The organism is Imperialibacter roseus, assembly GCF_032999765.1.
GTDB classification, from domain to species: Bacteria; Bacteroidota; Bacteroidia; order Cytophagales; family Cyclobacteriaceae; genus Imperialibacter; species Imperialibacter roseus.
In genome coordinates this window covers 1875087-1889245 of sequence record NZ_CP136051.1, presented here as the reverse complement: position 1 = coordinate 1889245, position 14159 = coordinate 1875087, and the positions used below count along the sequence as shown (strand labels likewise).

At 48.4% G+C, this 14159-nt stretch carries 6 protein-coding genes; all 6 read right to left on the bottom strand.

Annotated features, from left to right (window positions below; translation table 11 throughout):
• Nucleotides 1–15: 15 nt before the first annotated feature.
• The 6 genes from RT717_RS08125 to RT717_RS08100 all read right to left on the bottom strand — a co-directional run bounded on the left by RT717_RS08125 (nt 16) and on the right by RT717_RS08100 (nt 14135).
• Nucleotides 16–2943 carry a glycosyl hydrolase gene (locus tag RT717_RS08125; RefSeq protein ID WP_317491236.1) on the bottom strand — a complete coding sequence of 976 codons (2928 nt, stop codon included), beginning with the start codon at nt 2941–2943 and terminating at the stop codon, nt 16–18.
• A gap of 67 nt (nt 2944–3010) precedes the next feature.
• Nucleotides 3011–5938 carry a glycosyl hydrolase gene (locus RT717_RS08120; protein ID WP_317491235.1) on the bottom strand — a complete coding sequence of 976 codons (2928 nt, stop codon included), beginning with the start codon at nt 5936–5938 and terminating at the stop codon, nt 3011–3013.
• Between the two features lie 65 nt (nt 5939–6003).
• Nucleotides 6004–7218 carry a glycosyltransferase WbsX family protein gene (locus tag RT717_RS08115; RefSeq protein WP_317491234.1) on the bottom strand — a complete coding sequence of 405 codons (1215 nt, stop codon included), beginning with the start codon at nt 7216–7218 and terminating at the stop codon, nt 6004–6006.
• A gap of 17 nt (nt 7219–7235) precedes the next feature.
• Nucleotides 7236–10118, bottom strand: coding sequence for a glycosyl hydrolase (locus tag RT717_RS08110; RefSeq protein ID WP_317491233.1), 2883 nt, complete (start codon nt 10116–10118; stop codon nt 7236–7238).
• A 31-nt stretch (nt 10119–10149) separates the two neighbouring features.
• Nucleotides 10150–11598: a sulfatase family protein gene (locus RT717_RS08105; RefSeq protein ID WP_317491232.1), complete on the bottom strand. Its 1449-nt coding sequence runs from the start codon at nt 11596–11598 to the stop codon at nt 10150–10152.
• Complete coding sequence (locus tag RT717_RS08100; RefSeq protein ID WP_317491231.1) at nt 11592–14135, bottom strand: hypothetical protein; 2544 nt, start codon at nt 14133–14135, stop codon at nt 11592–11594. The genes RT717_RS08105 and RT717_RS08100 overlap by 7 nt, the downstream gene beginning before the upstream one ends.
• Between the last annotated feature and the right edge of the window lie 24 nt (nt 14136–14159).

The following is a 14159-nucleotide window of genomic DNA, read 5'->3' as shown; positions in this document are numbered from 1 at the left end:
ACTTTTGGTAATCGATTACTCTATTGGACTAACAGTGATCAATTGGACTGGGCCCAGCAAGCCTGACCTGATTAGTGGTACTTCCACCCACGGCGTCTTGATCTTGTTCAATCCGAAGATGTCTGTGATCTCAACATTTGTGAAGGTGTAGTCCTTGCCTTCCGTCAGAGCATCGCCGGTGATCCTGTTCGACCAGGTATTGGCAATTTCTATCTCCAAAACGTTGTCGGCTGGTTTCAAAACATCAGTCACGTCGAACCTGTAAGGCTTCGCCCACGCAATACCGAGCGACACTCCATTCAACCACACCTCTCCTACTTTTGACAGGTCGCCCAGGTCAAGCAACACCCGCTGGTTTTTCATGGACGATGCGTTGATATCGTACTGAAAGGTCTTCTTATATTTTGCATCGCCAGAATAATATTTGATGCCTTCTATATCGGATTCCGTCCACGAGATCAATTCGGGGAATATTATTCGTTCAGGGCCTCCCCAATCTTGTGAGAAAAACACCTCCCAGGCTCCGCTGATCGGTTGATGTTTCGTGATATTTGTCACCGGGGTAGACTGCCCTGCTTTGGTAGCCTCGAACAAGCCATCTTCCATCACCAAAATACCGTTGGCAGTGTAATCCAGCAAAGGAGGGAAAAGTCCCCCGCTGTTTAACTGCTCAAATTTGGCGGTGCTTTTCCCTTGTTTGAATGTGACAAACGCTGAACCGTAGGGTGCCAGCGACAATGGCAGCTTGATGTACTTCCCATCCTCTCGGTAAATGGTAACGGGCAGCACCGAGCCAGATACCGGATCCCAAATCTCGGGTACTTTGCCCTGCTGTCTGAATCCTATCTCTCTCGACACCCATTGATCGGTGGTATTTCTTACAAAGTAGAAATCCAGCCCCGCTTTGTTATAGTGGATATAGTCGAGCGTGTTAGCAGTTCTGTCCGCATAATCTATGTCCGGCCCCAAGCCAAGCGTCTCCAGCACGGTCACCGGCTGTTGATCGAGTACTTTTTGACTCCCGGCACCCCACAGTTTGCTAAGGGTAGCATTCATCGCCTCAGTGCGGCCAGGAATGTCGGATATTTTCTTGGGCTTAGCTCCAGTCACTCTGGCTCCGGCACGAACCAGCTCGTCGATCTTTTGTAGTACCTGGGGATTGATCTCTCCCTCGTCCTCCAGTGCCAGCACACTAAATGCAGCCCCGGTAGGCAGCACCACTTTTCCATTTTTGACCGATGCTTGCAGTAGTATTTCGGTGTTGGTTATCTCATAGTCGTAGCCAGGGGCAACCATAAAGCGGCTGTTTTTGTGTCCTGCATAATTGGGGATGGCGTCACCGTAGTAGTAAAGCACGTCTGCAAAAAAGTCGGTCTCCTGCAACACAAATGATATTCGGCCAAGGTAGTCGTTGAAAGGCCTTACTTTGGAGAACCACACCCTTCTGTCGTTGAAGTGGGTGCCGGCATGGTACACAATACCCGGGTAACCGTAGCCCGCCGGGTTATGGCTAAAGCCATGCACCACAACCCTGTTCATTCCTTCTGCAAAAGCCCTGTCGCCGGACGGTTTCATATCGAACGGCCCTTCCTGCCAGTGTTTGAAGGAGGTAAAGGCCTCTTCTTCCACAATACCCCGACCATAAATGTGCGATGCTGCGGAAACTTCTTTCACCATTCTCAAAATATCAATTCCCTGCTCATTGAACCGATCGTGATGGATCCAATACTCCCCTCTCGGCAAGTCCAAAGCTCCCAGCGATTTAAGTGGTTCAACTGGCACATTATGCAAAGGCAAACCCGGGCCACCCGATTCGGAATTGATCTTCAATCCGTACTTGTTCGATATATCCTTCGCTTTTTTATAAAAATTGGTGACCATCAATTCTGACAAAGTGCGCTGGCGATCCTTTTTAAACTTGCTCACCACCTCTTCGCTGAAATTTTCTTCATTGAAAAGTACCGGCAGGTATTTATTGATCTCATATCCGTTGAGTTCCTTGAAAACCTGTGGCAGTGTGGTTGTCCAGACAAAGCCTGTTGCCTCGTAGCTCGCCAGGTAAAGGCTTTTCAGGGCTGTCTTGCTGAGGTCATCGCCCATAGCTTGCTGAATACGGCCGATGATGTAGAGAAAATGCGCCTCCGTGGCCTGTGAATCAAAGTGGTCGATGATAGGGCCAACAGAATTCTTGCTGGGCAGCTTCAATTGCTCGCCTGAATTGGAGCAGATGTAGCGATGCACCAGCCAGTCACCCGACAAATCCCAGGTTAGCTTGTCGCTTTTGGTATCAAACTTTGACGTCAAATCAACGAACTTTGCCGGATCCCAAACGGGCTGTCCATTTTCCATCGGAATACCCACTACAGCCACCTCGGTATAAAAAACAGGCCTGCCGTTTTTCTGAAATTCAATGGCTTTTGCCCTGCCTCTTGTGTCTTTTGCCGGGACTTCCGGGAAAGGAAGTTTTACAGTCCCGCCCGACTTACCTTTTACATCGAGGCTTGAAAAATATATTGACTTGGCCGAATTCTCCGGCGTAGTCCACGAACCACCAGCGTTCCAACTGCTGGCCAAATTAAGGCCAACATCCATGTTGTGTTTTTTGGCTTCCAGCAAGGCTACCCGTATTGACTTGAGTGACTCGTCGCTCAAAAAAGCCGGACCAGCTGCCACCATATCGTCAGTTTCACGAACGCCAATCTCAAAAATATCGAAGCCAGAAATACCTCCACGATCCATGGCGGCAATTTCCTCTTTCACACGCACGGTGTCGACGTTACCATTTAGCCACCAGAAGTACACTTTTGGCCTGGCCCCGGGAGGCGGCGACCTGAACCCTTCCTTTAGTTGATCGTAAGATGGTGCGTTTTGGGCAATGGCCTGATCAAAAGAAAAGCAAATCAAAGCTCCAAAGGCAATAAGTACAGAAAAGAGTGTCTTCATGATATAGCGTGTTATATTTCTAAATGGGGTTAATATTTCAATCAATTGGTTCAATTTTTCCCACCTGTTACAGCGGGCTCACAGTAATCAATCGCACGGGCCCCAGCAAGCCTGATTCTACCAACGGGGTTTCTTCCCAGGAAAATCGCTGCCTACCAAAACCTACAACTGTTGTTGTTAGCACGTTGGAATAAGTATAGTCCTTTCCATCCGTCCGGGCGTCTCCTATGATACGATTGGCCCAAACGTTGGCAATTTCTATCTCCACCAGGTTGTTGCCTGCTTTAAGTTTGTCGGTAATATCGAACCGGTAAGGCTTTGCCCAGGTGATTCCCAGCGGTTCTCCGTTGAGCCACACTTCACCTACTTTTGAAAGGTCGCCAAGATCGAGAAACACCCGTTGGTCTTTCATGAGCGTTGCATTGACGTCGTGATAGAATGGCTTTTTGTACCTGGCCATCCCCGAATAGTATTTTATGCTCTCTTCCTCAGAGTCTGTCCATGAGCTCAACTCTGGAAACAGCCTCCTTTCAGGCCCACCCCATTCCAGAGAAAAGAATACTTCCCAGGCTCCAGTTAAGGTTTCAACATTTACATTGTTAATAAGGGGTAAGGATTGGTCTTGCTTTTTCACTTCAAAAGCACCTGCTTCCATCACAAACACTCCATCGGGTGTGTAGTTGAGCATAGGTGGATGCTGTTGAGTTCCCGTAATTTTTGAGAACTTCACCTCTTGCTTTCCTGGCTTGAAAACAACAAAAGTCGAGCCCATAGGTGGTAGTGAAACTGGTAGTTGAATGTATTTGCCGTTCTGATTGTAGATGGTTGCCGGTGAAATTGACCCATTTATTGGATCCCATATCTCCGGCACCCTGGCCTGCTGCCGGAAGCTGATTTCCCTTGACACCCATTCGTCGGTGGTGTTTCTTACGAAGTAAAAATCCAGGCCATTCTTGTTGTAGTGAATGTAGTCGAGTGTGTTGAGCGCTATGTCCGAATAATTGATATCGGGGCCAATGTTGTTGGCCTGCAACACTTCGAATGGCTGCTTTCCGGCCACTACTTTCGCCTTTGAGTTTTGATTCCAAACTTTATCAATCATAGCGGCCATGGCCGGCGTTCCTCCTGGCCTGTCCGATACTTTTTTTGGTTTGGCTCCGGTGATAGTAGCCCCTGCACTTACCAGCTCCTCTATTTTCAGCAACACTGCTGGGTTAATGTCTCCCTCATCCTCCAGCGCCAATAGGTTGTACTGACCACCCGTAGGCAATACAAGCTTTCCATCCTTCACTTTCAGCTGCAAAAGAATCTCAGTATTGATGACATCATAGTCGTAGCCCAGGCCAGCCATGAAACGACCATTTTTCGGTCCTGCGTAGTTCGGCACCGCATCCCCATAGTAGTATAGCACATCGGCTACAAAATCGGTCTGCTGGAACACTGCAGAAACCCTGGCCAGGTAGTCAGTGAAAGGCCGTATTTTCGGGTGCCATATTCTTTTATCATTGAAATGTGTGCCTGCATGGTAAACGATGCCCGGATAACCAATTCCGCTTGGGTTGTGGCTAAACCCATGAATCACCACCCTATTCATGCCCTCGCAAAACGCCCGGTCGCCGGTTGGCTTCATATCAAACGGGCCTTCCTGCCAGTTCAAAGATGAAGTGAAGGCTTCCTCTTCCACGATGCCCCTACCGTAGATATGAGACGCAGAGGACACTTCCTTCACGACCCGCAGAAAATCTACTCCCTGGTCATTGTAAGCATTGTAGTTGATCCAAAATTCACCACGGGGAAGGTCAAGCGCACCGAGAGCCTTGAGAGGCTCAGCGGGCACATTGTGCATCGGCATACCTGGGCCACCTGCTTCAGAATTGATTTTCAGACCATGTGCGTTGGCTACCTCCTTCGCTTTCTTATAAAAATTGGTGATCATCAGCTCCGACAAAGTCCGCTGATAATCTTTCATAAACTTTTCAACAACTCCTTTCTCGAAAGATGACTGATTAAGGAGCACGGGCAGGAATTTATTTATTTCGTAGCTGGTGAGTGCCTTGAACACAGCTGGCAATGTGGTCGTCCACGTAAAGCCGGTGGCCTCATAGCTAGCCAGGTAAAGGTTTTTCAGCGCAGTGTTCCTCAAGTCGCCCATTTCTTCTGTCAGCACATTGATAATATGAAGAAAATGGGCTTCGGTGGCCTGTGCGTCGAAGTGGTCGATGATAGGGCCGGAGGAGTACTTACTTGGTCGCTTTAACTGCTCGCCAGAATTGGAGCAGATGTAGCGGTGCACCTCCCAGTCACCTGTCAGTGTCCAGTTCAGTTTTTCACTTTCCGGATCAAATTGGCTGGAAACATCAACGATCTTTGCCGGATCCCAGTCAGGCTTTCCATTTTTCAACGGTATGGCTACAACGGCCACTTCCTGGTAAAACACCGGCTTCCCATTTCGTTGGTACTGAATTACCCTTGTTTTCCCAGCTGCATCTATTTTTGAAATCTGAGGGAACGGGAGCTTTATATTGCCCCCCGACTTGCCCTTTACCTCTATTCTCGAATCATAAATCGATTTAGCGGAATTTTCGGGAGTTACCCACGTTCCACCTGCATTCCAACTGCTGGCCATATTGAAGCCCACGTCCATATTCCTTTTCTTAGCTTCCTCCAGCGCCACCCTGATCACCTTGAGGGATTCTTTGCTTAGAAATGCCGGCCCTGCTTCAACCATTGTATCTACCGGAGGCACACCCGTTTCAAAAAGATCAAACCCCGAAAGCCCCGCTCTGTCCATGGCGGCTATTTCTTCCTTCACCCTAACACTGTCCACATTTCCGTTGAGCCACCACCAGTAAACCTTGGGTCGGGCGCTTTGGGGTGGAGATTGAAACGATGACTTGACCTGCTCGTAGGCAGATGTGCTTTGCCCAACGGCAAAATTGCATTGCAGACAAACGAATAATCCAAGGGCAATAAATGTCGAAAATCGTGTTTTCATAGTAGTGTATGTGTATAATTCAAACCGACTCTGCTTAGGACGCCGTGGTTATTCCTTAATGTCTCTCATGGGCCAGTCTTCTCCGAACCCCCGTAGGTCACCTTCTTCACTGCTTCAAGGTATTGGTAGCCGTACAGCATATCAGGCAAAAGGTATCCGCCTTCAATCCATTCGTTCCAGGAAAATATTGTTATCAACTTTGGTTGCTCTGGATGACTGTCACAGTATTCCTTCGATTTTTGGAGAAATGACGCAAAGGCTTCTGGTGTTTTGTTGTAATGGACGATGTCCGCTTTTCCTTTGTGTGGAAACCTCGGTGAATCATCCCAGCCAATCGAAGCATTGGGGAAGACCGGGATATCCAGTGCCTCGTCCCATTGTTGCCTTTTGTCCATCGACTCAACGCCCCACTGGACATAATCTTCTGGATGCGGGCCGCCCCAGTTGTATTTAGTGACGCTATTAGCCCCTAGTGCTTTAATAGATTGAAGGGCGTTTTCATTGGGAACTCCAAAATTAATCAACTGAATATGCAGCCCGGGGAAGCCTGCGTTCTTCGTTTCTTCCCTGAAATAGTTGAGAGCATCCGCAGCTTCGTCAAGCCCGCCTAGTCCTTCTACCAGGTTTGCAACGCTGAAGATGGAAAAGACGGGTTTACCATCAATTTTGTAGTAATTGGGCTTTTTGAAATAATTATTAATCACCCTGTCCACAATGATTTTGAAATTTACCAGGTCAACAGCACCATCCCAAAGCAACGTGTCAACGTCCTTGTATTTGTGGACATTCCAGTAGTTCTGCTTCACATCGTGGTTGGCCCACATCAGGTAAAAGTTCATTTTCTCGTTGTTGCTCGCTTTGAGAAACCCGTCATTGAGTGAGCTCTCCAGAAAAGGGCCGTCACCGAACCAGTACCAGTCAAAAATGAAAGTGTTTACGCCGTAGTCGGTTGCAGTCTCTATCCAGCGTTCCATCACCTTTGGGTCATTGTCCGGCTCATATTCCCACAACGGAACCTTCGGTTGATAGTGCCCTTCGAATCGTGGTGTTCCTTTTTTTATTACCTCCCACTCGCCCATCCTATCAGGCCACAGCATGTCGCCAAACCGCTCATCGTGGTGGCACGACGGCCAAACGTAGGCAGCAACATCATATTGAGGTTCACTGGCAGCAGCTTCTTTTTCTTCCTGAACAGGCGGCTGGCAAGCAAACAAAGCGACCACTGCCAGTACTTTCATGGCATTGTTCATCAATCTCGAATAGTTTATTTGGCACCTCATGGCCTCTCCGTTTACTTTCATCGTATCGCTTTCATTTCATATATCTCAACCGGCCCGATCAAGCCTGACGGAACCAACGGTACATGCTCCCAACCGATTTTTTTTGTTCTATTCACCACCTTGATATTGGTGGTGGTAAACTTTTCGCCAGTGATGGCATCGCCGACCAGCCGGTTAGACCAATTGTTGGTGATATCCACCCTCAATTCATTTTTGCCGACTATTACCTGATCAGTGATATCATACTGGAAGAGTGGCGTCCATGAAATACCCAGGGAGTGTCCGTTGAGCCACACTTCAGCCACTTCGGAAACGTCTCCCAACTGAATGACAGTTTTGGCTTCGTTATTTCCCTTCCTGAAATCGAAACTTGTGGTGTAGGAGGCAGTGCCTGAAAAGTACTTTACACCAGGGATGTCGCTATTTGTCAAAGGTTCTAAGCCCGGCAGCAACATCGAATCGGGCGCCCCCCAGCCTTTTGGAAACTTTACTGTCCACTCTTTGTCGACGGTTAGAATCGGAACGCCAGCAGTTACATAAATTCCGTCACTTTCGTAGCGAAACCAGGAGACGTTATTCAAATCAGGTAAGGGCTGGCCCTCTGCCTTTGATTTTTGTGGAGTGAAACACACTAGCTGCGCACCGTGGGGCGGCAATGACAGTGGCAGGGACACTTGCCCTCCTTCCTCCTCAAAGGTTCGAACTGCTGCTATCTCGCCAGTCGTCGGATCCCATATTTCAGGCGATTTATTCTCCTGTCGAAAACGGCATGTACTGTTCACCCATTGATCAGTTGTGTTGCGAACCAGGTAAAAATCAAGACCATCTTTCCGATAGTGGATATAGTCCAGGCTCGAATTCTCATTCTCGGGATAAGAAAAATCGGGTGGGACATTCAGTTGTTTAAGTGCTTCAATGGGTAAGATGCCGGAATAGATTTTCCCCTCTTCACTCCTTACGTTCGTCCCTGGCTGAGCCCAAACTTTATCTGAAAAATCAGTCAGTTTTATTTCGATCTCATTGTCTTTACTCAACCCGGCCGTTCTCACGGGCTTCTCTCCCAGAACAATGGCTCCTTTTGAAGCCAATTCGGCCAGCTTTTCCAATACCTCATAGCTGCTTGCCTCAGCTCCACCTATGTAGAGGGCGTGATACGAGCCAACCCCGGGTAAAACCAATTTGTCATTCTCAACGGTAAGCTGACCTAGCAGAATTTCTTTGTTGATGATCTCATAGTCATAGCCATCGCCTACTTTGAACCGGGTGTTTTTTGGAGGCACCAGGTTGGGAACATCGTCGCCACAGTAATAAAGCACATCCGCAACAAAATCCGTTTGCTGCAACACGTAGGAAATCCGTGAGAGGTAGTCCACAAAGGGACGGCCCACTTTCCACCAGCCTGATTTGGGATTGAAATGAGTGCCTGCAAAATAGCCTATGCCAGGTACACCCTCAGCGTTTGGATTGTGCGTAAAGCCATGAATCACTACCCTGTTCATTCCTTCGGCGAATGCCTTGTCAGCCAGTGGCTTGAGGTCAGCGGGCCCCTCCTGCCAGTCGTTGATGAAACTCGTAAACGCTTCCTCCTCAACGATGCCTCTTTTGTAAATATGCGAGGCAGCTGCTATCTCTTTTACCAACCAGATAATATCGACACCATCTTCGACTCTTGTTGTTCTGTGCCAAAACTCACCCCGGGGAATATCGAGTGAGCCCAATGCCTTTAGTGCCTCCACAGGAATGGTGTATACCCCCGGGCCTCCGGCCTCTGAGGCGATCTTTAGTCCGTAACTATTGGAAATTTCTTTTGCCTTGCGATAGTGGTTGTTGATCATCAGCTCCGACAACGTCATTCGGAGATCAAACTGAAACCGCTCGACAAGCTCTTTATCAAACAGGCTATTATCAAAAAGCAATGGGAGGAATTTGGCGATATCATACCCATTCATTCGTCTGAAGGACTCCGGCAAAGTGGTGCTCCAGGCAAAGTCTTTGGCTTCATAGCTCGCCAGGTAAAAGTACTTGATGGGCGAAGTAGCAAAATCGTCAACCAGCGGTCTGATCTGGTCAACAAAGAACTCAAGGTGGGCACGAGTCGCAGATGAATCGTAGTGATCGATGATGGGGCCTACCGATTGGGCTGATGGCATAAAAAGCTGCTCTCCCGAATTGGCGCAGACGTATCGATGGATTTCCCATTCACCTTCAGGAACGACCCAGCTAAGGACATCTGCCTCCGAATCAAAAAACGCCGACACATTGACAATTCTGGTCGTGTCCAAAGGCGTATCTGCCTCTTTAGGAATCGCCAAAACTGCTATCTCCCTTCGAAATTCCGGTTTTCCATCATCTCCATATTTTATCACACGAGTCCTTCCTCGTGGGTCCAGCTTGGGAATCGTCGGAAAAGGCACCTTGATCCGGGTACTGCCCGAATGTGCCTTCACCTTTGACATATAGATAGTCTTCGCTGCGTGTCCAGGCTTTGTCCAGCTTCCGCCAGCATTCCAACTACTCGCCAGGTTCATTCCCACCTCAAGTTCCAGCTTTCTTGCTTCGTCCACTACTACCTTAAGTGTCTCCAGAAACTCCGGCCCCATAAAGGCCGGGCCAGCAGGAATGGCCTGCCCCACATTTTCGGACGCAGGCACCCCGATTTCAAAAACATCCACGCCGCCTAACCCGATTTCCTTTATGGCTCGCAACTCCTCCCTCAATCTCAGGGTGTCCACATATCCGTTTAACCACCACCAATACACTTTAGGCCTGGCTTCGGTTGGGGGATTTTGAAACCCTTTTACCAACCGATCATAGTCAGCGTTGCCCCTGGGCCCCGACTCCATACCAGAAGAGCAAGAAAACGCCACAAAGGCTATGACTATGAGTAGTAACATTCTCATGTTAGGGTGTTTCTATGCGTTCGTTGCTTAATCATAGCTGAAAGGGATCTTTTGTCTCAGTTAGTCTCTTCTTTAGCTGTCCCTTCAATTCCGTCTTCACAGACAAATAATCCTCATTGCCTGCCAGATTGCTCATTTCGAGCGGGTCGTTTACCATGTCAAAGAGTTCCTCATTTCTCTCGCCTTTTGAATAGTAATTGTATTTGTACCGATTGTTTCGGATCATCCGGCCGGTGAGTGATTTATCAAATGGATCAACGGCCAGCTCAGTCACTACAAAGTCAGCAGAGTCATATTTATGCGAGTCTATATAGGGTCTTCGGCTGACTCCGTCAAATACTATATTGCTGTTTACACCGATATAATCGAGAATGGTTGGCACCACGTCTGCACCCGACACTACCAGTTGATTGTCAACACCAGTCGCCTTTACCTTGTCTTTGTAGTACACCACAAACGGCACTTTGGCAGGCCCGTCGTACAACGATAACTTAGCTGCCCATTTCTTCTCCGCCATGCCATCGCCATGATCGGCGCTGACGACAATGATGGTGTTCTCATCCATTCCCTTAGCTCTCAGTGCATCCAGCACTTTACCTATTTCGGCATCTACCATTTCGGTGTTGCGATAATAGTACCACAGGTAATTTCTCCACCTGGTTTCGTCGTTACCCTGCGACAAGAGCAGCTCATCACCATAGTGGTCCCGGAAACGACTGTTTGCTATCATTTCGGGTTCGTTCGGGTCTATGGCATGATTAGCCGGCAAAGGCGGAAGCACTACATCTGGCCCAACATTCGGGTAGTTCTCAGGCTTTCTCGGAAAATGGCAAATGTCGTGGGGGTTGTGGAACTGCACGTACATCAGCAATGGTTTCTCTCCGCTGTACTGCTGGATATATTCTGCCGTGGCATCTGCCAAAGGGGCGTCAGTATCGGCACCCAAATCCCAGGGCTTATCATTTTCATAAAAGTCGATAACCTTGAACCCCGCCAGAGTGTCGATATCTTTCTGCTGAGGATAAGAACCCGGGATATGCCATTTCCCGGCCCATACTGTTTCGTATCCTTCGGTGCTAAGTATTTGACCCAGGTTTTTGACTCCGTCCTTCATTGAATCACCGTTGTAATCGACGCCGGTGTTATGAGGCATCAAACCGGTGATAAGACTGCTTCGGGACGGGCCACAAACAGGTGTTGTGCAATAGGAGTTCGCAAAGCTTATCCCATTGTTGACCAGGTAGTCAAGATTTGGTGTGCTCAAGTACTTATTACCATGAGCACTTATTGCATTTGGGTTGTGCTGATCGGTGAGAATGACAATAACGTTCGGGCGCTTAGCAGCTTCATCCCTTTTTTCCGTTTGAGTACAACCACTCACTGCGAAAGTGAAAAGCAGCAACAGCGCAACGGATACAAGCAGGCCAGCAAATGCTTCCAGTAACACCAAGTAATTTATATGAATAGTGTTTTTCACCATGACACGACCAGTTGACCAGTTACATTTTCATACAGATAGTAATCTGCACCAAACTTTCCTTCGCTCTGCCCCTCCAGCTGTCCTTTACCAAATGGGTAACTGGAGTTCAAAACCACTTTCACCGATTCGCCTGCAACTCCTGTGGGTGGATAAAACCGAACCTTCGCATTTTTCAAACCAGTCAATTGAATTCGACGCTTGGTGCCTTTCGTCGCCAGAGGAATATCAAAGCACGAAATCACACCATCTTCCTGCTCCACAAAGAATCTGCTCTCTTCGAAAAATGACTTTGGAAACCTGTAGGTAGATGCTCCATTTTTCAGTTCTGTTTCCCAACCGATGATGATGGGAGCACCTTGAGGAAACTTGAATGCCTGCTCCACCGTCAGATTAGGAAGGTAGCCAGAGAAGAAGAAGGAATTGTTGTGCCGTGAAATGCAGTTGATAGGGTCTTTTATGCCTCCGCTGCTTTTGTCGTAGGTGATTGAGTAACCCAATTTACCCAGACCAAATCGCATCAAAGAGGGCCCTGAAAACCATTTCTCAGAATCATCCGGAGTCAACAAGTGACCGCCTTTGTATGACACAGAATTGGTTCCACGGACATAGCACACGGCTCCGCCCTTCCAGTCCGGGTTTTGCCGGTACACTACGGCATCCCGCTTCTGTCCGTTCTGAACCACCTGTGCCAGTACCTTTGTAGAATTATCCGTGGAAGCGACCATCGTTTCTATCCCTCCGCCAGACAGATCAGCAGGATGTTGCATCACCATAGGTGATTTGGTTTCTATGTTATCCCCGTTCATCGCCATTTGCACCGCAAATTCACCTGCCAGTGGCTCTTCAGCCTTTATATTCATAAAATCGAGGAATTCCTTACTGCCATTTCCTACTGGCCCGTAGATCATTAGTTGTCCCCCCACTTTCACAAAGGCCATCAATTGCTGCTCCAATTCACTTCCTGCATCGGGGACAATTGTCACCAGCACGGATTCATCAAAAGTTGGTTTTCCATCTTTTCTGATCTGGCTGAAGTTTCCGGTAGACACCACCGTGTTCATAGGAAAACCTTCGTTGATAGCCTGGCGAATAAACCAATCGCCATAGTAGATCTCTGGCAACCTTTCGGGCTGCACAGAGGCCCATTCATGGTATTCGTCAAAAGGATATACCCAAACAACAGGGCCCGCCTGATCGGGCGCATTTCTTCTGGCTTGTAGAATGTGCGGGGTCACCTCATCCGGTACCTGCACAGGCATATTGCCATACGAGTCGTCAATGGTCAGGAAATTAAGATGGGTTGGCAGCATGGCCTCACCCTTGCTGTTGATGGTAGAAACCGACATCGGTAGGTAAATATCGTGCGCTTCTCTGCCATAGCGATCCAGCCAGGGGCTGTTCACCCACCATGGGTCGTGGGTGTAGTACCTGAACAGGTAGCGGTCGTCGGGTAGCTCGGCTATTCGTGACATATAGCCGGCGAGCTCCAGACCAAAATCGCCATTTAAAGCAGCCCAAGGCGAGTTGGGAGGAGGCAGCAGATTGAAGCCTCCGTTGTAAATACTTTTGAGATCGACACCATCCGCTGCCAGGTCAATGCCTGTGGACAGGTTGGTGCCCCTCGTTTCAATGCGGAAATCCGGGCATTGCTCTCTGAATAATGTCCAGAAGTTGAGTATCTTATCCTGCACATCGCTGAATTTTTCAGGATAGAATTTCTCTCCATCAAATAAGGCTCCTGTGGCACTCCAGGTTTCCATACCAAAGCCGAAGCCGTTTGAAAGCCATAGGTAGTCGAAGCCCAGGTCGGTTAAAAAATGTTGCGATTGGCTGCCGAAGAAGGTGCCAAATGGTGTGTCCTGCTTGATGCCATTGGGGAATCCGGCATAACTATCGCCGTCTTCATTTAGCGTGGAATAGCAGACCACAAATGTCTTTGAGCCCATGGTAGAGCCCATGCATATCTCAGGGTGCTTCTCATATTTGAAGGGTGACTTGGCAAATTCAGGCCCGGGATCAAAAGTGGCCCCTACACGAACCGGCTTTCCGGTCATAGTTTCGCCAACCCGCTTCAGCGTGCTTACTATGTATTTTAGGTCGCCGTAGTTAAAATCTGGCGTTTCCTCAAGATAGGTAAATGCTCTTTGGTGTACCGAAAGGTTCGCATTGCCTGGTTCGGAATTCACCTCATGTTCGGTGTTAGGGTTGCCAATGTACCGGGCCCACTCCAGGTGCTGATCGAGACTTCCGCTATAGTCCAGTATTTCAGAACCGTCAGCCGTCCACAGCATCAGCGACACTGTATCGGCATGCCTTACCAATGAGCCCCAGCCAGCAAATATTTCTTTGCACGCTTCTTCAATATATTGCTTATCATTCTTTTTGAAGGGTTTAAGGGATAGCTCCAGAGTAATATTATTGAAACGCTTTACTCCAAGGTTTTTGCTATCCGCTAGCATTTGAGATTGCTCGTGACTTCCACCACAAGAAACCATTATATAACCCACCAGGGCCAACGCAACTAAACGACTCATCATCTGAAATTTGTTTTACGATTGCTT